The 20,836-nt window shown below is 62.0% G+C and carries 18 protein-coding genes, 2 tRNA genes and 1 pseudogene; 11 read left to right on the top strand and 10 right to left on the bottom strand.

What is annotated here, in order from left to right; all coding sequences use genetic code 11:
• Positions 1-4 precede the first annotated feature (4 nt).
• Positions 5-334, top strand: a complete 330-nt coding sequence (locus tag P0D87_RS01740; protein WP_053857974.1) for a colicin immunity protein — start codon at positions 5-7, stop codon at positions 332-334.
• A gap of 121 nt (positions 335-455) precedes the next feature.
• Positions 456-896 (top strand): hypothetical protein, encoded by a 441-nt coding sequence (locus P0D87_RS01735; RefSeq protein ID WP_207909686.1) that lies wholly within the window; start codon positions 456-458, stop codon positions 894-896.
• Positions 897-1,373: 477 nt separating this feature from the next.
• Here P0D87_RS01735 and P0D87_RS01730 read toward each other — a convergent pair.
• From P0D87_RS01730 to P0D87_RS01715, 4 genes and pseudogenes are all read right to left on the bottom strand, one after another.
• Positions 1,374-1,700, bottom strand: a pseudogene (locus P0D87_RS01730) (transposase); the annotation flags it as partial.
• A gap of 330 nt (positions 1,701-2,030) precedes the next feature.
• A complete protein-coding gene (locus P0D87_RS01725; protein ID WP_053857976.1) occupies positions 2,031-3,263 on the bottom strand; it encodes a tyrosine-type recombinase/integrase in 1,233 nt (410 codons plus the stop codon).
• A 153-nt stretch (positions 3,264-3,416) separates the two neighbouring features.
• A tRNA-Leu gene (locus tag P0D87_RS01720) sits at positions 3,417-3,503 on the bottom strand.
• A gap of 152 nt (positions 3,504-3,655) precedes the next feature.
• Positions 3,656-3,742, bottom strand: a tRNA-Leu gene (locus P0D87_RS01715).
• A 317-nt stretch (positions 3,743-4,059) separates the two neighbouring features.
• Between P0D87_RS01715 and rnr the strand changes: the two genes are divergently transcribed.
• The 5 genes from rnr (at position 4,060) to P0D87_RS01690 (ending at position 10,558) form a co-directional block, all read left to right on the top strand.
• Entirely contained in the window at positions 4,060-6,555 is a 2,496-nt protein-coding gene (gene rnr, locus P0D87_RS01710; RefSeq protein ID WP_006048760.1) for a ribonuclease R, read from the top strand.
• Between the two features lie 243 nt (positions 6,556-6,798).
• Complete coding sequence (gene rlmB, locus P0D87_RS01705; protein ID WP_006048761.1) at positions 6,799-7,542, top strand: 23S rRNA (guanosine(2251)-2'-O)-methyltransferase RlmB; 744 nt, start codon at positions 6,799-6,801, stop codon at positions 7,540-7,542.
• A gap of 64 nt (positions 7,543-7,606) precedes the next feature.
• Positions 7,607-8,302: a ribose-5-phosphate isomerase RpiA gene (rpiA, locus tag P0D87_RS01700; protein ID WP_053857977.1), complete on the top strand. Its 696-nt coding sequence runs from the start codon at positions 7,607-7,609 to the stop codon at positions 8,300-8,302.
• Between the two features lie 318 nt (positions 8,303-8,620).
• A complete protein-coding gene (locus tag P0D87_RS01695) occupies positions 8,621-9,835 on the top strand; it encodes a glycosyltransferase family 4 protein (protein ID WP_053857978.1) in 1,215 nt (404 codons plus the stop codon).
• A 300-nt stretch (positions 9,836-10,135) separates the two neighbouring features.
• Positions 10,136-10,558, top strand: coding sequence for a helix-turn-helix domain-containing protein (locus tag P0D87_RS01690; RefSeq protein WP_006048764.1), 423 nt, complete (start codon positions 10,136-10,138; stop codon positions 10,556-10,558).
• Between the two features lie 84 nt (positions 10,559-10,642).
• On the opposite strand, the gene P0D87_RS01685 is transcribed toward P0D87_RS01690, so the two are convergent.
• From P0D87_RS01685 to P0D87_RS01670, 4 genes are all read right to left on the bottom strand, one after another.
• Positions 10,643-11,602, bottom strand: a complete 960-nt coding sequence (locus P0D87_RS01685; RefSeq protein ID WP_006048765.1) for a glycosyltransferase family 2 protein — start codon at positions 11,600-11,602, stop codon at positions 10,643-10,645.
• A gap of 2 nt (positions 11,603-11,604) precedes the next feature.
• On the bottom strand, positions 11,605-12,999 hold the full coding sequence (locus P0D87_RS01680) for an undecaprenyl-phosphate glucose phosphotransferase (protein WP_053857979.1): 1,395 nt from the start codon (positions 12,997-12,999) through the stop codon (positions 11,605-11,607).
• A 35-nt stretch (positions 13,000-13,034) separates the two neighbouring features.
• Complete coding sequence (locus P0D87_RS01675) at positions 13,035-13,769, bottom strand: Crp/Fnr family transcriptional regulator (RefSeq protein WP_006048767.1); 735 nt, start codon at positions 13,767-13,769, stop codon at positions 13,035-13,037.
• Positions 13,770-14,635: 866 nt separating this feature from the next.
• Positions 14,636-15,052: a hypothetical protein gene (locus P0D87_RS01670; RefSeq protein WP_149029172.1), complete on the bottom strand. Its 417-nt coding sequence runs from the start codon at positions 15,050-15,052 to the stop codon at positions 14,636-14,638.
• Positions 15,053-15,313: 261 nt separating this feature from the next.
• Here P0D87_RS01670 and P0D87_RS01665 point away from each other — a divergent pair, with 261 nt between their 5' ends.
• The 4 genes from P0D87_RS01665 (at position 15,314) to P0D87_RS01650 (ending at position 19,108) form a co-directional block, all read left to right on the top strand.
• Positions 15,314-15,847 carry a GNAT family N-acetyltransferase gene (locus tag P0D87_RS01665; protein WP_006048768.1) on the top strand — a complete coding sequence of 178 codons (534 nt, stop codon included), beginning with the start codon at positions 15,314-15,316 and terminating at the stop codon, positions 15,845-15,847.
• A 57-nt stretch (positions 15,848-15,904) separates the two neighbouring features.
• Positions 15,905-16,774: a class I SAM-dependent methyltransferase gene (locus P0D87_RS01660; RefSeq protein WP_053857981.1), complete on the top strand. Its 870-nt coding sequence runs from the start codon at positions 15,905-15,907 to the stop codon at positions 16,772-16,774.
• 384 nt (positions 16,775-17,158) lie between these two features.
• Entirely contained in the window at positions 17,159-17,887 is a 729-nt protein-coding gene (locus P0D87_RS01655) for a FadR/GntR family transcriptional regulator (protein ID WP_053857982.1), read from the top strand.
• A 162-nt stretch (positions 17,888-18,049) separates the two neighbouring features.
• A complete protein-coding gene (locus P0D87_RS01650) occupies positions 18,050-19,108 on the top strand; it encodes a Gfo/Idh/MocA family protein (protein WP_053857983.1) in 1,059 nt (352 codons plus the stop codon).
• A gap of 97 nt (positions 19,109-19,205) precedes the next feature.
• On the opposite strand, the gene P0D87_RS01645 is transcribed toward P0D87_RS01650, so the two are convergent.
• Together P0D87_RS01645 and P0D87_RS01640 are read right to left on the bottom strand one after the other, a co-directional pair.
• The gene (locus tag P0D87_RS01645) at positions 19,206-19,865 is read right to left on the bottom strand and encodes an amino acid ABC transporter permease (RefSeq protein WP_006048772.1); all 660 of its coding nucleotides are present in this window, start codon (positions 19,863-19,865) and stop codon (positions 19,206-19,208) included.
• A 125-nt stretch (positions 19,866-19,990) separates the two neighbouring features.
• On the bottom strand, positions 19,991-20,785 hold the full coding sequence (locus P0D87_RS01640) for a cystine ABC transporter substrate-binding protein (RefSeq protein WP_053857984.1): 795 nt from the start codon (positions 20,783-20,785) through the stop codon (positions 19,991-19,993).
• Between the last annotated feature and the right edge of the window lie 51 nt (positions 20,786-20,836).

Genomic DNA, 20,836 nt, shown 5'->3' with positions numbered 1-20,836 from the left:
CGAGATGAAAATTGATCTTCAACGACGCTACGATTCTTCGGACGACTTCTTCTCAATAGGTGGGAGCATTGTGATGAAGTTGTCCGCCGATGCGGCAATTGCGGTTTGTGAGCGGGCGGGGCAACACGGTTTGATTATCGCTAGGATCGAGGGAGGAATTTGGCATTTCCCCGGTTTCGAAGCGAGGCTTGATTGCATTTGGGATGGCGTCGATCCGCCCGTTGATGATGGTGTCGCGGAACAAAACAATCTAGCCGCGGCCGAGTTCATTCGCTCAGAGAGCGAAGTTCACGATGTCTTTGTTGTAACGGCCCCGCAGATGACAGGCTGGTGAACTGGACGAAGAGCATCCTAACCAACGTCGGCGCAGGTGATTTGTTGTCACAAACAATAGCCTGCCTAACAATGCATCCTAGCTGTCTCACATCTTCCGTGACGACGCCGGGATCAGACCGATGCTCCTGAAAATCGGCAAGCGTTGGTTAATCTGGTCAACAATGCCGGCAATAGCTTCGGTACCGACCAGTTTGGTAATCAATGGTTTGCTCATACGCAGCCAAACGGAACTCAGCTTTGGGGAAGTGTCCGAAACGGGGTTATCAAAATGGCGGATTGAATACGACGCCCCGGAGCTTCAGCCCAGCTACCGGATTGTCGAAAGGGAAATAGCAATGAACGCTGAAAATTTGACACCTGAACTCGCGTATCTAGCGATGTATGAGTTCCTAGCGGAGCTGTACCAGCGAACGAAGTCGGACGAGTTAGGTTCGTTGTTGGGCAGCATGAGTTATCTAGCCGATGGCGAAACAGCTGATCCCGCAGTCTGGACGGATTGGATGCGCTGCGTGACCAAAGTCTTGGTTGGAGAAGGCGATGCAAAACTCAAATTGCGATGAGTTGCTGCCACAAACAGAAAAGCATCCTTGCTACTTCCCTGCACGCGTCCTCGTTGGAGTGCATTTGCTTCGAAGTATGCATCGCGCTCTGAATTTAATCGGTGGCCGCGTCGGGGTTGTGCCCCGGTGCGCGGCGGTGGCGATGCCGCGCAAATGCGCGAATCGCCGTGGGACGCCGGGCCGTCACCGGCCGGGGTAATCGCGAATGTTCGTGGTAGGGATGCGGACTGGATCTTGGACTTCTTGGGGGTAGCTCATGTATTCATACGAAGACCTCATCCGCGCGGTCAAGCCGTACATCAAACTGGGGCAGCTAGTAGCGGCGGCCATCCGATAGCTTGGTTACTCAACCAAGAATGCTCCTAAAGGCTGGCAGCGGGAACTCGAACGGCGTCTTGATCTACCTGCAAGCTAGCTGCCGAACTCGATCGAAGCTAACGTCAAGAGTGGTGTATGGGCGGCTTAATAGCGTCCGACTCAAGCGGCGAGTTTCTGCAGAACCGGCTGGTCGCCTTCCACCGGTTCGCCGTCCCTAAAGGCGATGCGCTCTAGTAACAGCTTGATCCGTTCGGGGTCGTTGATGCGGCGCTAGGTTTTCTCAGCTTCCATGACTAGCTTGAATGCCAAGCCGAGGAACGTAGGTCGGGACAGGCAGGTGCGCGTACGAGTCGTCCGGTGTCGCACGATTGCGAACGTCGACTCAACCGCATTCGCCATGCGCAAATGCTGCCAGTGTTCGGCCGGAAAGTCGTAAAAGGCCAACAGGCTCTCCCGGTCCTTCTTCAGCGTTTCGGTCGCCTTTGGACATATCGCACGAGCTTCGCGCTTTGGAGGTGTGCGAAGGGAGCACGTGATCTTGAACATCGCGGCATCTGTTGGCTTTAAGCGGCTGCGTCGGAAGGAGCCTGGCGGTATTTGTGACGGTATTACCTTTGTGCAATGTCTTTCGGTACTCTTTCTCCGCGGGAGTTGTGAGGGAAAGGGGCGCTGTCCTCCATTGCAATCGACCGGAAGCCGAGAAGTGCTGGTGGGATTTGTCGGCATCGTTGTCGGTATCGCTGTCGTGTCAAACTGCGGAAGTGCCGTCTACGCAAGGCTCCAGCCCAATGATTGACAATCGAGTGGGTATGGTGCTCAGGGCCGCCTGCTTGATCCTGCGACCGTCGTTGAGGTACTTAGCCGATCAATATAGTCGGCCCACTCCTGCATGACCCTGCGACGGTCATCGTCGAACGTTGTTCTATCGTAGGCCTTTTGCACATCGCCACGCTTGGCATGTGCCAGTTGCGCTTCCAGTACATCGATATCCATACCGAGTCGTTCTCGTCCGACCGTGCGAAGCATGCCCCGGAAACCATGCGTCGCGTGTTTTCCTTGAAATCCCATCTCCCGTAGTGCTTTGCTCAATGCGTCTCGATGCAAATGAGGAGTCTTCTGGCGGGCAGGGGACGGAAAGACATAGTGCCCCTTGCCGGTAAGTGACTGCAACTCTTTCAGGACCGCGATCGCCTGTTTTGGCAATGGCACGATGTGATCGTGCCGCATTTTCATCCGCTCGGCTGCAACATGCCATTCAGCTGTCTCGAGGTTCACCTCGGTCCACGGCACCGCTGCAACCACGCCGGGGCGAAGGCCGGTCAGCATGGTGAGCTTGAGGGCGGCGCGGGTAATGGGTGACTTGTAGGCATCGATAGCAAGAACGAGCGGCGCTATGTCCGCAGGCTTGGTGATCGCTGGTATATGGCCTTTCCTGTGGCGAGGAACAACGCCGCGCAGTGTCAAGGCGGCGCCATCTTCCCGCAGTCCGTTCTGGACCGCGTACGTCACGATGCCACCGACATACTGCCGTGCCTTGGTCGCGAGGTTAGGCGCATGAGAGGCAATCGCTTCGAGTACGGGCTTGACCTCTGGCGTGGCAAGCGTCGAAATGGGCTTGTTGCGAAGTGCGGGAGTCAGGTATTCGCGCACGACAAACTCTGCCTTCCGGTAGGTTTCGTCCGCCCATTCCTTACGTTTGAAGTCGAGCCAGCGCTGGGCCACGAGATGGAAGGCGCCTTCGGCCATGCGTTTGCGGGCGATGGACTCGGCCTGGCGATATGCAACCGGATCGATGCCTTCGCGTACGAGATTGCGTGCGGTAGTGGCCGACCGTCGTGCATCAGTGAGCGTGATATCGGGGTAGGGGCCGAGGCTGTGGAAGTTTTCCCTGCCCGTGCTCGGTCGTCGATAGCGGAACAGCCAGGTTTTGGTGCCGTTGGGCTGGACCCTCAGCGCGAGTCCGTTTCCATCCGCGAGTAGGTAGGAACGGGCGCCCGCTTTGGCGGCACGGAACACTAACTCTGACTTCGGTTTGACGCGTTTGGGCATGGGTTTGCCCCCCAATCTGGTATACGCAACAGTATACGCAAAAATCGTCGATGTCAGTGAAACGCAAGGGATCTTTGGAGAACAAAAAAACCCCGTAAGACGTTGATCTTACGGGGTTTCTCGGACTACTGCGGCTCACGCCGGAACAACTGTTGGTGCCCAGGAGAGGACTCGAACCTCCACGGTGTTGCCACCGCTAGGACCTGAACCTAGTGCGTCTACCAATTCCGCCACCTGGGCACGTCTTGAAGCTAGACCGCTATTTTAGCGGGATGATGCAGCGTGTCAATCCCCGCCGCCAACCCACGCCTTGAACCGAAACAAACAACATTACCGCTCTACATAAAAATTGAAGCCGCCCGATGAACCGAGGCGGCTTCAATTTTGAATCCTGGTGCCCAAGAGAGGACTCGAACCTCCACAGTGTTGCCACCGCTAGGACCTGAACCTAGTGCGTCTACCAATTTCGCCACCTGGGCAGGTGATGAACAGCAAAGACCGACATTATAGCGACAGCATCGAGGCTGTCAAGCGTTTCTCAAAAGCTGCTTAAACACGCCGCAAACGACCCCGCGCGGGCTTGCCGGCGACGCTTCCTGGCGACTATTGACGGCCCGCGTGGCGTGCGAGACGGGTGTTAGAATGCCTCGCAGTAGTTCGTTGGCACGGTACACAAGCCCGTCGGACTCAGCCTTGAACAAGCCGGACCCGAGAGAGTCTTTTAGTGCAGCAGCAAGTGCCATTCAGGCGCCACGCAAACGCTTCTTAAGCCGAGCCAGATCGCCGACCGACGTCCATGCAACGAGAAAAAATCATCGACAAGCCCTTGAGCAAATTTCCGTATCCGATTCCGAGCCGCGAGGAAATCCTCGGCGTCCTGCGTACGAGCGAAACGCCGCTCGCCGCCAACGAGATCGCCGAAGCCCTGTCCATCAAGCGCCAGGAGCGCGAAGGATTTTTCAAGCGCCTCGGCGCCATGGAGCGCGACGGCCAGATCCGGCTCGATCAGCGCAATCTCTATCAGCTGACTCATCCGTCGAACTTCGTCGCAGGCCGCGTTCAGGGTCATCGCGACGGTTACGGCTTCCTGATTCGCGACGACGGTCAGGACGATCTGTTCCTGCCCACCGCCGAAATGCAGAAGGTCATGCACAACGACCGCGTGCTTGCACGCATCGTCGGCTATGACCGGCGCGGCCGGCCGGAAGGGCACATCGTCGAGGTCACGGACCGCGCGAACAAGCGCGTGATCGGGCGTCTGCTGAACGAGAACGGCGCGCTGATCGTCGCGCCCGAAGACAAGCGCATCGGCCACGACATCCTCATCACGCAGAACACCAAGAAGGCCAAGGTCGGCCAGGTGGTGGTGGTCGAGCTGACCGATTTTCCGAGCCGTCATTCGCAGCCGCTGGGCCGCGTCGCGGAAGTGCTGGGCGATATCGACGACCCCGGCATGGAAATCGAAATCGCGGTGCGCAAATACGGCGTGCCGCATGAGTTCAGCCCCGACGCGCTTGCCGAAGCCGCGAAACTTCCCGACGAAGTTCGTCCCACTGACGTGCGTCATCGCATCGATCTGCGCGACGTGCCGCTCGTCACGATCGACGGCGAAGACGCGCGCGATTTCGACGACGCCGTGTATTGCGAGCCGATCAAGGTCGGCCGCGGCGACGGCTTCCGTCTGATCGTCGCGATTGCCGACGTCTCGCACTACGTGCATCCGAAGAGCGCGATCGACGCCGACGCGATCGAGCGCAGCACGTCGGTCTATTTCCCGCGCCGCGTGATTCCGATGCTGCCGGAGAAACTGTCGAACGGTTTGTGCTCGCTCAATCCGAACGTCGACCGTTGCGTGCTCGTGTGCGACATGATCGTCACCGCGCGCGGCGAAGTTAAGGCGTATCAGTTCTATCCTGGTGTGATGCATTCGGCTGCGCGTCTGACGTACACGGAAGTCGCGGCGGTGCTGAAAAACACCAAGGGTCCGGAAGCCGCGCGCCGCGCCGCGCTGCTGCCGCAATTGCAGAACCTCTACGGCGTGTACAAGGCGCTGTTCGCCGCGCGGCAGAAGCGCGGCGCGATCGACTTCGATACGACCGAGACGTACATCGTCTGCAACGCGCAGGGCAAGATTGAGCAGATCGTGCCGCGCACCCGCAACGAGGCGCACAAGCTGATCGAGGAATGCATGCTGGCCGCGAACGTGTGCGCCGCCGACCTCCTCAAGCGCAACAAGCATCCGGGCCTGTTCCGCGTGCATGCCGGCCCGACCGCGGAGAAGCTCGAGAATCTGCGCACGTTCCTGCGCGGCATGGGTCTCACGCTCGGCGGCAACGACAAGCCGCACGCCAGCGACTACGCCGCGCTGATGGCGCAAATCCGCGACCGGCCCGACGCGCAGATGCTGCAAACCATGCTGCTGCGCTCGATGCAGCAGGCGGTTTATAGCCCGGACAACATCGGCCACTTCGGTCTCGCGTATGAGGCGTATGCGCACTTCACGAGTCCGATCCGCCGTTATCCCGACCTGCTCACGCACCGCGCCATCTACGCGATTCTGCAAGGCCGCAAGTATCAGCCGGAGCCGCCGGCAGGCGTCGTGTTGAACACGGCGCTGTCGCCGCGCGCTCGCGCCATGCAGCAGGCCGACGACGAAAAAACCGGCCGCACGCGCGGCACCAACGTCGCGATCTGGGAAGAGCTCGGCCTGCATTGCTCGGCTAACGAGCGCCGCGCCGACGAAGCATCGCGCGACGTCGAAGCCTGGCTCAAGTGCTACTTCATGCGCGACAAGCTCGGCGAGGAATATGGCGGCATGGTCAACGGCGTCACGTCATTCGGCATCTTCGTGCAGCTCGATTCGCTCTTTATCGAAGGCCTCGTGCACGTCACCGAACTCGGCTCGGACTACTTCCAGTACGACGAAATCAAGAACGAACTGCGCGGCGAACGCACGGGCATTCGCTACCGGCTCTCGGATCGCGTGCGCGTGCAGGTGAGCCGCGTGGATCTGGACGCGCGCAAGATCGACTTCCGCCTCGTGCGCGATACGCCGATCAAGCCGCATCCGGCTCGCAGCGTGTCGGCAGACAAATCGTCCGCGGACAACGGCGGCCCGCGCGTGCGCGAGTTGTCGTCGCCCGAAGGCGGCGCGGCAGCGCCGGGCGCGCGCCGCAAGCGGGCCGCGCCGGTGCAAAGCGCGGCCGTCAAGGAAGCGCGCGGCGCCGCGAAGAAGCAGGGCGGCGCGTCGGCCAAGGCGGCGTCCAGGCAGACCGCGCGCAAGAAGCGCTAACGCCCCGCGTCGGCGCTCGAACCGCGCGCAGCGGGTACGTGAAGACGTGCCGGTTGCGCGCGGTGTTCGTTTAGTCCGCGCTTGATTCGAGTTTGATCGGCGCTTGATCGGCGCTTCATACTGCCTCGGCACGCTTCATCAGGCAGTCATTGAGTAACGCGCCGGCCCGATCGCGGACAGGCACACGTATTCATCACAGCAGCGCGGCGTTTCCGCTGCGCTCAATCAAAGGTTGTATCAGTCATGGCACGTCACAAGGTTCTATACGGTTTTCATGCAGTCACCGCGCGCATCCGGCACGACGCGTCGACCGTCGAAGATGTTTATTACGACGCCACGCGCAAGGACCGCCGCATGACGGAGTTTCTGCACACGGCGAAGGAAGCGGGCGTGCGCCTGATCGCCGCCGACGAAACGCGTCTGTGGGGGCTCGCGCACACCGAGCGTCACCAGGGCGTGGTCGCGCGCGCGGGCGACATGCCGCTCGCGCAGAATCTCGCGGAACTGCTCGACGGCATCAACGGCTCGCCGCTGCTTCTGGTGCTCGACGGCGTGACCGATCCGCACAATCTCGGCGCCTGTCTGCGTGTCGCCGATGCCGCCGGCGCACACGCGGTGATCGCGCCGCGCGACCGCGCGGTCGGCCTGAACGCGACCGCCGCGAAAGTCGCGAGCGGCGCGGCCGACACCGTGCCGTACATCACCGTGACGAACCTCGCGCGCGCGCTGCGCGAACTGAAGGAGGCCGGCGTGTGGATCGTCGGCACGGCGGGCGAGGCCAAGAAGAGCCTCTACGAGACGGAACTCGACGGCCCCGTTGCGATCGTGATGGGCGCCGAAGGCGAGGGCATGCGCCGCCTCACGCACGACACCTGCGACATCGTCATGCAGATTCCGATGGCGGGCACGGTCGAGAGCCTGAACGTCTCCGTAGCTTCCGGCGTGTGCCTGTTCGAGGCCGTCAGGCAGCGGGCGGTGAAGAAGTAATTTCGCCCGGTTTCCAGTGCTTACTCCGGTAAACTAGCGTCTTTTACAGCTCGCCCGCATTCTCATGACTCAAGACGAACTCAAGCAACTGGTCGGTCAGGCCGCCGCCGACTATGTCCACGCGAACGTGCCGGAAGGTTCGGTGATCGGCGTCGGCACCGGCTCCACCGCGAACTGTTTCATCGACGCGCTGGCCGCCAACAAGGCGCGCTATCGCGGCGCGGTGTCGAGTTCGCTCGCCACCACCGCGCGCCTGCAATCGCACGGCTTCAAGATGCTCGATCTGAACGAGATCGACTCGCTGCCGGTTTATGTCGACGGCGCCGACGAGATCGATCACAGCGGTGCGATGATCAAGGGCGGCGGCGGTGCGCTCACGCGCGAGAAAATCGTCGCGTCGGTGTCGGACGTATTCGTCTGTATCGCGGACGCCAGCAAGCTCGTCGACACGCTCGGCAACTTCCCGCTGCCGATCGAAGTCGTGCCGATGGCGCGCACCGCGATCGGCCGCCGTGTGACCGCGCTCGGCGGTGTGCCGGTCGTGCGTGTCACGAAAGAGGGCACGCCGTTCATCACCGATAACGGCAACGAAATCATCGACGTCAAAGGTCTGCGCATTAGCGATCCGCGCACGCTCGAGACGCATATCAATGCGTGGCCGGGCGTCGTGACAGTGGGACTTTTCGCGGGCCGTGGCGCGAACCTGTGCCTGCTCGGCACGGACACCGGCGTACAGACCATCGAGTACCGCAAGGTCTGAGCAATAACCCAGGCGCCCCGCATCGCGCGGGCACCTGCGGCCCTTCCTTTTCCGCTCACTCAAATCACGCTTCAGCGGCCCGTCCGGGCATTAGCTCGCCGGCAGGCCGCTGCATTGCCGTGCTGAGCGAAACATCGAACGCGTGGCGCATAGGAAAGCGAATTAATTTGTTCCGTGCATTCGCAAGAAGCGAATGGCGGCGAATGAATTATTCCCGTGCTGTCGTGCGTCGAATGTGGTCACGCGCACGCACAGTAAAGCACGCGCCACCTACACTCGTCGCTATGCCCAGGAGGCGTTAACGAGGATAGGGAGATCATGAGAGTTGCGATCGTGCACGACTGGCTGGTCGCACCGGGCGGCGCCGAGAAGGTACTCGAGCAGATTATCGAATGCTTTCCCGACGCGGATCTTTTCAGCCTCGTGGATTTTCTCGAAGACCGTCGACCGTTGCACGGCAAACCCGTCACCACTTCCTTCATTCAACGCCTGCCGTTCGCGCGCCGTCGCTATGACGCCTATCTGCCGTTGATGCCGCTCGCGGTGCAGCAGTTCGATCTCGCGGACTACGATCTGATCATCACGAGTTCGCATACGGTCGCAAAAGGCGTGCTCGTCGGCCCCGATCAAACGCACATAAGTTATGTGCATTCTCCGATGCGCCAGGCGTGGGACCAACAGCATGAGTATCTGCGCGAAGCCCGTCTGACGCGCGGGCCGAAGTCCTGGCTCATGCGTGCGCTGCTGCATTATCTGCGCGGCTGGGATTCGCATTCGGCGAATGGCGTCGACCGCCTGATCGCGAATTCGCAATTCGTCGCGCGGCGCATGATGAAAACCTATCGGCGCGACGCCGCCGTGATTCCGCCTCCGGTCAATGTCGACGAATTCGAATTGTGCACGCATAAAGAAGAGTTCTATCTGACAGCCTCGCGAATGGTGCCGTACAAGCGCATCGATCTGATTGTCGAGACGTTCAGCGCGACGCCGCATCGCAAGCTGATCGTGATCGGCGATGGACCGGAGATGGCTGCGATTCGCGCGAAGGCCGGGCCGAATGTGACGATACTCGGCTATCAGCCGATCGGCGTGCTCAAGAGCTACTTGCAGCGTGCGCGAGCTTTCGTATTCGCCGCCGAAGAGGATTTCGGCATCGTCACGCTCGAAGCGCAGGCGTGCGGCACGCCGGTGATCGCATTCGGCAAGGGCGGGTCGCTCGAGACCGTGGTGCCCGTCGGCGACGCGCATCCCACCGGCATTTATTTCGGATCACAAACTGTTGTGTCGATGCTCGACGCAATCGACCGGTTCGAACGGCAGCATGAACAGATCACGCCGGCCGCGTGCCGCGCGAACGCCGAGCGGTTTTCGGCGGCCGTGTTTCGTCGCGCGTTCATGGCCGAGGTCACGCGCACGATCGCTTCCGAGCATTTACGCGGCGAGTCCGCAACCGTGCAGCGGATCGACGCTGAGCGCCTCGCCGAACCGGCCGGATGGCCGGTCGAGCCGGCGGCGCAGAGCAGTTGCGGATGATTAGCCGAGGCGTTCGCCGGCTTCGCGGCTCGGCGATCCTCTCGTGTTTCAGCAGGGCAGCACCATCAACAAGCCGTTCGGGCGATGCCACCGGAGCGGCTATCGGGGGCAGGCGGCAGCGTGGATCATAAGCCGCCTCAATACGCGATATTCGACGCAGGCGACGAATCGTAACCGCCGTGGTAACGCAAACAATCACGGATCGTCGCTGCGATTTACTAAAACAGGCAGTCGTTAATCCGTACGTCACGCGATGACGCATGCGATGCGCGACCTTTGGACGAGGAAGACTCTACACTCATGAATGCCGATCGCCTTCCGGGCTCTTTTCCCGACATCGCTCGAAGCTGGGCCGCGCTACAGGCCCAATTGCCCATTACTCCCATTCGCAACGAACAAGACTATCAGACGATGGTCGAACTCTCCAGTGCCCTTGCCGATCATCTGAACGGCAAGGAGAACGAGCCGCTCACCGATCTTCACGCGATCGTGTCGGACCTGGTTCGCAGCTGGAAGGCGCAGAACGTGACGCTGCCCAAAGCGGAGCCGCGCGAGGTGTTGCGGCATTTGCTCGAAACGCACGGGCTGCGGCAAAAAGATCTGATGGGCATCGCATCGCCGACGGTGGTGAGCGATATCCTCGCGGGCCGCCGGGCGATCAGCAAGAAGGTCGCGAAGGCGCTGGCGCAGCGCTTTCAGACGGACGTCAGCGCGTTTTTGTAGTGGCGTAAAAAAGGCTGCGCCTTCATGCGGCGCAGCCCTTGACCGGCTATCTATTGCAACGCAAATTACTTCGGCTTGCGGGCGTTAGCGCGCCGCTTCCTGCCACGCTCCGCGCATTGCGCGTAAGCCCACTCGCCATTTGCGAAACGCAAGCGCCATTCCGCCGCGCTCGAACGCCAACGACAACGACAACGCGCGCAGGAACCCCGGGTCCGCGCGATCGCCGATCAGCGTCGAGTAAACGACGAACGCCCATCGGCCTGGCGGCGTCAGGTGTTCGCACATGATGAGTCGAAGATTGAACGACGCGTTATAGAACGCCGTATCGTTGAAGACGAAGCGCGGGTCCTCGTCGCGGCGTTGAGCGGGAAAGTGCTCGACGAGCAGCGCAGGATCGTAGACAAGCGTCCAGCCGCGGCGGCGCACGTCGAGGCTGAAGGCCATTTCGCAATGAACCTGCGCGCCGCTGCCGAGCAGCCGCGCGTCGAAACGCAGCGCGCCGATCGCCTCGCGGCGAAACGCCATGTTCACTCCGTTGAGTACGTGCACCTCACGTGCCTCGCCATGACCGATGTGATGGTTGCCGATCGTGCGGCCATACCATCGCACGATGCCGACGCACGGTTTCCGCCCCTGCGGAATACCGTTGCGTTCATGCACGATGTCGCGGCCGCCGAGACCGCCGAGGCATGCATCGCCCCCAAATGCGCGGGCGATTCGCGCGACCCAGTCAGGATGCGGAGCGGCGTCGTCGTCGGTGAAGCAGAGCACGTCGCCGCATGCGCTGTCGATGCCGAGGTTGTAAGCGGCCACGACGCCCGGCTTATGCACGAGCACGACGCAGCGGCGCGGATCGGGCCGCGTGGTTTCGCGTGTACGCAGCCAGTCGAGCGTCGCGTGATCGTCGTGACGCGCGACCACGATTACCTCGTCGGCGCGGCGCTCCTGTGCGTCGAGTGCCGCGAGGCACCGCGCGAGATCGGCGGTGCGCCGGTACGTCGGGACGATCACGGAGACTTTCAGGAGCGGCGTCCGTAGCGGCATGATCAGAACGCGTTGCGGCTGATAAAGCCCTTGAAAATCGTGATGAAGACGATCTTCATGTCGAACCAGAACGACCAGTTGTGGATATAGAAGAGGTCGAACTTCACGCGCGCTTCCATCTTCTCGACTTTGGCGGTCGCGCCGCGATAGCCGTTCACCTGAGCCCATCCGGTGATGCCGGGTTTGATGCGGTAGCGGTGCATGTAGCCGTACACCTGATCCTTGTAGAGATCGTCGTGTTCGAGCGCATGCGGACGCGGGCCCACCACCGACATCTGTCCGAGCAGCACATTGAGAAACTGCGGCAGCTCGTCGAGGCTCGTGCGGCGCATGAACGCGCCGAGCTTCGTCACGCGCGCGTCGTGACGCGTGGCCTGCGTGACCTGACCCTGCGCTTCATGATGCACGGTCATCGAACGGAATTTGTAGATCGAGAACGGCTCGCCGTCGGCGCCCTTGCGCGTCTGGCGAAAGAACACGGGCCCCGGCGACGTGAGCTTGATCGCCGTCGCGAGCACGATGAACACCGGCGCGAGCGCGACGAGCGCACCTGCGGCGAAGAGCCGGTCGAAGATCAGCTTCGGCCACATCTGCGGCGGCGAGAGCGACGGCGCGCCGAGACTGAGCGTGGGCAAACCGACCACATCGACGAGCGAGTGGTTGAAAAGCGAGAGGCTGCGTACGTCAGGAATAAAACGCAGGTTCACGAAGTCATGCCTGAACATGCGCTGAAAGCGATAGATCGTGCGTTCTTCAGAGAGCGGCAACGCGAGCCAGACTTCGTTCACACGCTCGTCGCGCACTTTGGCGGCGAATGCAGTCAGGTCGGTCAGCACCGGCAGGCGATTAAGCCGCGCGCCATAGGCTACCCGTTCAACGCTGCTGTCCACGCTCGTGTCGAACACGCAGACCGGTTTGAAGCCCGCTTGCGGCGCATGTTCGAGATGCGCGAGCAGCGTGCGCGCAAAGCCGGGCGCGCCGACAATCGCGACCGTGCGGAAATTCATGCCGCGCCGGCGAACGCTGCGCAACGCCACATGCACCGCACACTTCGTCGCGACGATCAACGCGCCGGAGATCAGCGTCGAATACACGAACCACAGCCGCGACACCGCATCCATGCGATGCAGCGTGAAGGCGAGCAGCAACGCGGCCGCGACGACCGCGAGCCACGCCGCGGCCACGCGTGCGAGCATCGCCGTCAACGGCTTGCCGCGCCACGTTTCATACACGCCGAAGCCGGGAAACAGCAACAGCACCAGCACGCAGTTGAAGGCGATCAGCAGGCGTTCGGTGTCCGGCAAAGCGGCGAGCGTGGCAAAGCGCATCCAGTGGGCGAGCAGGCCTCCCGCAATCACGAGGAATGCGTCGAGGCATCGCGCAGTATTCCTGAACATTATCGACTCTGCGAGGACGGCAATCGCGCCGCGTGTTATTCGACGGTTTCGGCCTGGCGCAGGCGCGGCAGCAGGCGATCGAATTCGCGCTTGACGAGGCCGTAGCATTCGCACGCGCGCGCTTCGAGCCCCTTGCGGTCGAGCACCTTGATGTGTCCGCGGCTGTGGTGAATCAGGCCTTCGTCGTGCAGCTTGCCGGCTGCCTCGGTGATGCCCTCGCGGCGCACGCCGAGCATGTCGGCGATCAATTGCTGCGTCACCGTCAGATCGTTCGACGCGACACGGTCGACTTCGATCAGAAGCCACCGGCACAGTTGCTTGTTCAGTGCGTGATGGCGGTTGCATGCGGCGGTCTGCGCGACTTGCGTGAGAAGCGCGTGCATGTAGAGCAGCATCAGACGGCGCAGAAAATCGGAGCGGGCGAATTGCTGCTTGAGGGCCTGAGCGCTCATGCGATACGCGAAGCCCGCACATTGCACCTGCACGCGGTTCGGCATGGTTTCGCCGCCCGTGAGCACGGGCACGCCGGTCATGCCTTCGCGTCCGACCGCGGCGATTTCGACGGAGCTGCCGTCTTCCATCGTCGACAGCATCGAAATGATCGCGGTCGTCGGGAAGTACACGTGATGAATGCGTTGGCCGGAATCGCAGAGCAACTGTTCCGTGCGCAGATGAACCAGTTCGAGGTGCGGAGCAAGCGCTTGCCATTCGTGAGACGGCAATGCGCCAAGCAAATGGTTACCGTGCAGATCTGATTGAAGTGTCAACATGATCGGTCCTCGCGTGAAGCCGCGGGTCTCGCGTCTTCCTGTTTTTGATCCGATTCCTGCACCCTTTGATAACGCGCGCTCTGCATTGCAGTCAGCGCAGGGTGAACAGAGTCGGCCCCGTATTGGTTGGTGCGCCGCCGCCGTTGTGGTCGTCCTCACGGCGCCGCGGTGTTGCGTCCTTGTATTAGCGAGGACTGTGCCAACCATAGGGGAAAGCGTGACTGGTGCGGCGCAGCGACGACGGGCGGGCGAAATAAACCCCCGGTGCGCGCCTTTTTGTTTCAATTCTGTACATCCGACGTTTGCGTCGAGCCTGCGCGCGATGGTCTTTTTATACGGGCCAAGTGCTTGATCCAATTGAGTTCGCTGCGCGTGGCGGCGGTTTTGCGATTGGAGCGCCAGGGTTGTTCCGCGCTTTGTGAGCGCCTTTTGGCGCGGTGTCCGCGATGTGCCGGAATTGATTCAGATGTGTTCAACCGCTTGCGTCGGTTGCCGCACGGTTCATCATTTATGGCTGTCAGGAGTCGCAAAAAAAACGACAGTGATGGGCGCAGCCCGACCAATGGGTTCGCGCAGCGCGAGGTTTTACGCGCTTCGCGAAGACATCGCGGGCAAATGGCGGGTAGATGGTACGGCTATCCGTAGAAGTGGCGGATGCGGCATCGAGCGCGCGGACTTCGGCGGCCGGTGCCGCAAGTGTTGCATCCGCTTTAAACCTGAATGATGGATGCGCACGCAACGGCCCGCGCTTTGTGATGTGGGTGCGAAAGTGGGATCGCGTCGGGCATGGCGCCACGCCGCGGTGGTGAGTGATGCCCTTATTAGTTGAAAATGGCCAGACGTCTGTAGTGGGCGCGCGGGCCGCGTCATTCGCATAGTCGAAATTCGCCAATGCGACGTGTGGCCAGATGAGCACGGCCGTGCTCGTCGGCTAGCGCATAGAACGTGTCCGATTCGTACGCCATTGTCCTGCTCACGCGCAGCATGTTCATGCGTGCGTCGCGGGCCGGCTCGAAGGGGTGTTGTGGTTGCACTTCGCTGCTTCTCAGGCTGACGGGATCGGCATTCGTCCGACAGGTGCCGTGGCAGAACACGGGCACGTCGGTGATACGCGGCGCGAAGTCCGGTGCCGTGCGCGCCGCGTTCGACTCCGATCTCGCGAGAGCCGAACGAGCCTCGCGGCCATGTCTATGCGCCGTTGTCGCGGCACCGTGCAAATCAGCGAAATGTAGCGTCAGCGAAACAACGCCGTTGTCGCCGTCTATTTTGCTTGCGATGTCCACGTTTCCGATCGCGTGGCGCGCATCACTCAGCAACTCTAAAGCCGTCACGATCTGGTGTGCAGCGTCTCCGTTCGCGCCGCGTTATCGGTGCCTCGTATGAAGATTCGGCAACCTCCAGCGTGAGTGCGATGGCGAACGGAAACAGCCGGATGGCGGCCGTACCGTGTAGGCGTCAAAACCGGCCCGCCAATCGTGCGAGGCCCGCGAGGGCAACCTGTGCGCTCGCCGCACCGAACATTAAAGAATCCGCTGGGGAACGTGATGAACTGGAAAACGCTGGAATTCGAGCAGCTTTCTGCACGCGAGCTGTACCTGATCTTGCGGGCGCGCAGCGCAGTGTTCGTCGTCGAGCAATCGCATGTGTGCCTCGATGCCGATGGACGCGACGAAACTTCGCTGCACGTGTTCGCCGTCGAAGACATGGCGCGGCCGATGCCGATTCTTGCGTACGCCCGTGTGCAGCCCGGCGATGCGGAAGATCCCGACATCATGATCGACAAGGTGCTGACGAGTCCGCTGCGACGCGGCGACGGCACCGCGGAAATGCTAATGGAGCGCGTATTGCAGGCCATTGCCGAGCGTTGGCCGGGACACGCCGCACGCGTGAGCGCGCCGCTCAGTTTGCGCGAGTTCTACGAGCAGTTCGGCTTTCGCAAGACGGAAGGTCCGTATCTCGAGCATGGCGTGCCGTTCATCGGTCTCACGCGGCAAGTGCGCGCCTCGCAACCGCTCACCGCATTGCGGCGCCGCGAGCGCGATCGTGCCGCGCTCGTCAACACGTTTGAGATGCTGTGAGGAAGCCGCTGCTGATCGCGCTGTCGCCGCGCTCTTGCATCGCACTGGAGACGTGTCGTGAATAGTCAATCGGAGCTGGACCGCATCAATCGCCTCGCCTGGAATTCGCGCGACGCGGCCCGCGTTTTCACGACCGGCAAGAGCTTCTCCGACGCGGGCGAAGAGGCCGCCTTCAGATGGCTCGCGCCGCGTTGTTCGGGCACGCCGTTGCTCGATATCGGCATCGGCACCGGGCGCACCGTTGCACTGATGCTTAGTATCTCGAACGAATACACCGGCGTCGACTACGCGCCGAACCTGCTGGAGACAGCGAGACTGCGCTATCCCGGCTGCGATTTGCGGCATATGGATGCACGCGATATGTCCGAACTGCCGTCCGATCATTACGGGCTCGCTGCATTTAGCTGGAACGGTATCGACTGCGTCGACTACAACGATCGCGTGAAGATCCTTCAGGAAATGTATCGCGTGGTGCGGCCAGGCGGCTATGTGCTGTTCTCGTCGCACAATCGCGGCGGCCCCGGTTACCGCGAGGGCATCTGGCATCTGCTGCCGCGTTTCACGCTCAATCCGCTGACGCTCGGCTGGCGTACGCTGCGCTCGATGCGCCGCTTCCAGCTCGGCACGCTCAACTATATACACAACGTCAAGCTGAATCGCGACTATGGCGGCTACGCGGTCAAGACAGCGGCGGCTCACAACTTCGGCATTGTGATCGTCTACACGACGCTTGCCGAACAGCGCCGGCAACTTGCGCAGATTGGCTTGCAATGCGATGCGGTGTTTGATAGTTGCGCGGGCAACCGTATTTCCGACGGCGTCGAGAACAGCGGCGCGTGCTGGTTCCACTTCATCGCGCACAAGCCGCTTGCGGCGCATCGCCTTGATGACGAGCGAGGCCATGCATGCTCACGTGTGTCGAATTGAAGAGCGGCGAGCGTACTGAAGACTCACGGGCAGTCGCACCAGCAACCACACAGGCACCAGGTCCGCCGCTTGCGGCAACCCATGATCGATTGCACGCCGCCTCCGTTCAGACAATTTGCCGTCCTACGTGCGTCTTCGCACGATGCAAAGTCGGCGTGAAAGGCATGCTTGAGACGCAAGCTTATGGTCCTTCGGGGCCGATCGCGTTACACAGAAGAAACAATTCTTCAGAGGGATAACCCTGTCAGGAAGTGTCCCAACTGGCGTAACCGTTGTGAAGCTAGCAACGTATCGTGGATGAGTAACCACGCGACGATAAAACACACAAAAGGGCGGTTTATCAACAGGCTACGCGGGGGCGAACACCGCTTCGGGGAGAGGGTCATGGAACAGGCAAACAAGGATCGATCGCTGGTGAGCAAGGTCATGGATGGGCTCGTCACAGGGATCGTCGAGGAGAAATACGGCGCGATACTGCCGCCGCAGGACGTGCTGTCGAAAGAGTTCGACGTGAGCCGCACGGTGATGCGCGAAGCGCTCTCGATGCTGCTCGCGCGCGACATGCTCGACGTGCGCCCGAAGATCGGCACGCGCATCCGGCCGATGAGCGACTGGCGCATGATCGACGAGGACGTCGTGAACTGGCGTTTTCGCGCGAAGCCCGATCCGGTGTTCCTGCGCGACGTCATCGAGTTTCGTATTCTGATCGAACCGCGTGCGTCGGCACAGGCCGCGTCGCGCGGCAGCGCGGCCGACATCGCGGCGGTGCGCGACGCGTTCGAGGCGTTCAAGGTGATCCGTCCGGGCGAGCCCGGTTATCAGGAAGCCGACGAACTGTTCCATACGCGCATCGTCGTCGCGAGCGGCAATCAGTTCTTCAAGCAGATGGCGGCGATCATTCGCGGCGCGCTGTCGACCGGCAATCCCATCGTCACCGCTCGCGAAGGCGCGTGGGAAACGGCGGTGAACTCGCATCGGCGCGTGGTCGAGGCGATCGAACGGCGCGACCCGAAAGAGGCCGAACTCGCGGCAATGGCGATGATCGATCACACGACCGAGGAAATCGCCGGCACCTTCGCTGGCGCGCCGCCGGTGCCGCCCTCACGCGGCTGACACGCTGGGCAAGACGCAGGGCAACACGGGGCGGCGCATCGGTTGCGCGCTGCTGCTGCGCGCGTTCGCGCAGCGGCGCGCGAGTCTTCCGCTCATGGTTCGTTCTTCGATAGAGACACACACGCAGGGCGTTCGCCGGCGACGGCACACGTGCGGGGCCGCATGCGCGACAATAGCGGCTCTCTTTATCCGCATGGACGCCAGCCGATCGTGACGAACGCCAACCCAACCGCAACCCACGCCACTGCTTCGGACCGCGAGATCCGTTGGGGCATTGTCGGCACCGGCCGTATCGCGCGCCGGTTCGCTCAAGGCCTCGCCTATGTGCCGCACGCGCGTCTCGCCGCACTGTGGTCACGGCGGCCCGAGCCCGCTCAGACTTTCGCCGACGAGTTCGGCGGCGAGGCTTGCGCGAGCTTCGACGCGTTGCTCGCGAGCGGCATCGACGCGCTCTACATCGCCACGGTTCAGGACAGCCACGCCGACTACGCCGTCGCCGCGCTGCAAGCGGGCGTGCATGTGCTGTGCGAAAAGCCCGCGACGATCAACAGGCCGCAACTCGAGCGCGTGGTCGATGCCGCGCGCGGCGCACAACGGCTCTTCATGGAAGCGATGAAGCCGCCGTTTTATCCGCTCTACAGAAAGTTGCGCGCGCATCTAAACGACGATCCGATCGGCGACATGGGACTTGTGCGGGCCGGCTGCTCGGTGCCGGGCGTACCCGACGATCATCCGTCGCTGTCGTTCGAGCACGCGGGCGGCGCGCTGCTCGACATCGGCATCTATGAAATATTTCTTGCCGTCGACTGGCTCGGCGCGCCGCTGGAAGTGCAAACGCTCGGCCGGCTCGGCTCGACCGGCGTCGATACGTTTGCGAGCCTGAATAGCCGGCACGAGCGCGGCATCGCGCAACTGTTTTGTGGGCTCGATCTGCACGGCAAGGGCGACGCGCTGCTGATGGCGAAGGGCGGGCACGTGACGATTCACGAGCCGTGGTGGAACCCGTCGCGCGCGACGATCCGCTACACCGACGGTCGCGTGGTCGAGCTCGACGAGCCGTTCGAAGGCGGCGGCCTCAACTACGAGACCGCGCATTTCTGCGACCTGATCCGCGCGGGACAGCTCGAAAGTCCGCTGATGCCGCACAGCAAATCGTTGCAGATGATCGAGATGGCCGACGCGGCGCGCGCGGCGCTAGGGCTGAAGTTTGCGGGAGAGTGAAGGGGGCCGCGAGTCACGACTCATGGTTCACACGCATGACGTTTCACCCGGCACGCAATGAAAGCGTAGCCGACCACGCGTTCATCGCGTGCCGCGCTCAATGCCGCGAAGGCAACGCAAGACGCCGTTCATACCAGCGCTGCAACAGTTCCAGTATCTGACACAACACCCAGTAAACAGCCGCTGCGGCGAGATAAAGCGGCAAGGGCTGATACGTCGACGCGATGACTTCCTGCGCGCTGCGCAGCAGTTCCGTGACGGTGATCACCGACACGAGCGAGGTGTCCTTGATCAGGCTGATGAGGCTGTTCGACAGGCTCGGCACGGCGATGCGCAACGCCTGCGGCGCGATCACATAACGCAGCGTCTGGCGCCGCGAGAGTCCGAGGCTGTACGCGGCGAGCCATTGTCCCTGATGAATGCCGAGGATCGCGCCGCGCATGCTCTCCGACAGATACGCGGCCACGTTCGCCGACAACGCGATCACGCCGGCCGGCGTCGGATCGAGCGAAATATTGAAGCTCGGCAAGCCGTAGTAAATCACGAAGATCTGCACGAGCAGCGGCGTGCCGCGCATCACGCTCACGTAGACGCGCGCGAGGCGGTTCAGCGTGCGGCTGTGGCTCACGCCCATCAGCGCGAGCACGGCGCCGGCGATCAGGCCGAAGAACATCGACAGAACGGCGAACTTGACCGTCAGGACGGCGCCCTGCGCGAGCGCAGGAAGCGATTCGACGAGCAGGGAAGTGGTGGACATGAGCAGTGCTCGGGTTGGCGCGCAAGGCGCATATCGTCAATGGGAGCGCGTGCCGCACAAGTGCGAAGGGCGGCATACCGAGCATGCCGCCCTTCGTTTCATCGCGAGCCGCTTATTTCAGCCGCTTATTTGATCGGCTTGCTCACGTCGATGCCGAACCACTTGTCGGAGATCTTCGCAAACGTGCCGTCGGCTTCGAGTTGCGTCATTGCGTCGTCGATTGCCTTGGCGAACTTCGGGTTGTTCTTTTTGAACGGAATGCCCGACGGGTTGCCCGCGCCGACGTTCGCGCCGGTGCGCAGCGGCAACTGCGAGTTCTTCAGCAGATACGCGAGCATCAGGCGGTCGTTGAGCGCCGCGTCGAGACGGCCCGCCGCGAGATCGCGCAGATATTCGGGCGCGCCCGGATACGTCTTCACGTCGATGCCCGGCACCGACTTCGCCATGTCCATGTAGTTGGTGCCGAGGCCGACGCCGAGCTTCTTGCCCTTCAGATCGTCGAGCGACTTGAACTGGCGCGTGTCGTCCTTACGCTGAATCAGTTGCGCGGCCGAATACGTGTACGCAGGCGAAAAGTCGAGCGACTGCTTGCGCGCGTCGGTAATGCCGACCTGATTGACGATCACGTCGAACTTGCCGGCCTGCAGGCCCGCAATGATGCCGCTCCATTCGGTCGTGATGAACTCCGGCTTCACGCCGAGCTTCGCCGCGACAGCCTTCGCGATGTCGACGTCATAGCCGACCAGTTCGCCCGACGGCGCTTTGGAATTGAACGGAGGGAAGGTGCCTTCGAGGCCGACGCGCAGCGTGCCGCGCTGCTTGACCTGGTCCAGCAGATCGTCCGCATGGGCCGGGATCGCGGTGAACGAAGCGCCGATCATCGCGGCGACGAAAAGTTTTTTCAACAGGCGAAGTTGCATCGTGGTCCTTTTTTGTTCGTATGGCGTTATAGCGGACGAGAGCTTAACAAA

The sequence above is a fragment of the Paraburkholderia sp. RL17-368-BIF-A genome (assembly GCF_046054045.1).
GTDB classification, from domain to species: domain Bacteria; phylum Pseudomonadota; class Gammaproteobacteria; order Burkholderiales; family Burkholderiaceae; genus Paraburkholderia; species Paraburkholderia graminis.
This window is presented reverse-complemented; position numbering and strand designations above follow the sequence as displayed.

Bases quoted from the DNA above. Each gene is read 5' to 3' on its own strand.
- P0D87_RS01685 (WP_006048765.1), bottom strand. From the start codon at position 11,602: ATGCCGCTACGGACGCCGCTCCTGAAAGTCTCCGTGATCGTCCCGACG.
- P0D87_RS01740 (WP_053857974.1), top strand. From the start codon at position 5: ATGAAAATTGATCTTCAACGACGCTACGATTCTTCGGACGACTTCTTC.
- P0D87_RS01640 (WP_053857984.1), bottom strand. From the start codon at position 20,785: ATGCAACTTCGCCTGTTGAAAAAACTTTTCGTCGCCGCGATGATCGGC.
- P0D87_RS01725 (WP_053857976.1), bottom strand. From the start codon at position 3,263: ATGCCCAAACGCGTCAAACCGAAGTCAGAGTTAGTGTTCCGTGCCGCC.
- P0D87_RS01645 (WP_006048772.1), bottom strand. From the start codon at position 19,865: ATGTCCACCACTTCCCTGCTCGTCGAATCGCTTCCTGCGCTCGCGCAG.
- rlmB (WP_006048761.1), top strand. From the start codon at position 6,799: ATGGCACGTCACAAGGTTCTATACGGTTTTCATGCAGTCACCGCGCGC.
- P0D87_RS01675 (WP_006048767.1), bottom strand. From the start codon at position 13,769: ATGTTGACACTTCAATCAGATCTGCACGGTAACCATTTGCTTGGCGCA.
- P0D87_RS01680 (WP_053857979.1), bottom strand. From the start codon at position 12,999: ATGTTCAGGAATACTGCGCGATGCCTCGACGCATTCCTCGTGATTGCG.
- P0D87_RS01655 (WP_053857982.1), top strand. From the start codon at position 17,159: ATGGAACAGGCAAACAAGGATCGATCGCTGGTGAGCAAGGTCATGGAT.
- P0D87_RS01695 (WP_053857978.1), top strand. From the start codon at position 8,621: ATGAGAGTTGCGATCGTGCACGACTGGCTGGTCGCACCGGGCGGCGCC.
- rpiA (WP_053857977.1), top strand. From the start codon at position 7,607: ATGACTCAAGACGAACTCAAGCAACTGGTCGGTCAGGCCGCCGCCGAC.
- P0D87_RS01665 (WP_006048768.1), top strand. From the start codon at position 15,314: ATGAACTGGAAAACGCTGGAATTCGAGCAGCTTTCTGCACGCGAGCTG.
- P0D87_RS01735 (WP_207909686.1), top strand. From the start codon at position 456: ATGCTCCTGAAAATCGGCAAGCGTTGGTTAATCTGGTCAACAATGCCG.
- P0D87_RS01650 (WP_053857983.1), top strand. From the start codon at position 18,050: ATGCGCGACAATAGCGGCTCTCTTTATCCGCATGGACGCCAGCCGATC.
- P0D87_RS01690 (WP_006048764.1), top strand. From the start codon at position 10,136: ATGAATGCCGATCGCCTTCCGGGCTCTTTTCCCGACATCGCTCGAAGC.
- rnr (WP_006048760.1), top strand. From the start codon at position 4,060: ATGCAACGAGAAAAAATCATCGACAAGCCCTTGAGCAAATTTCCGTAT.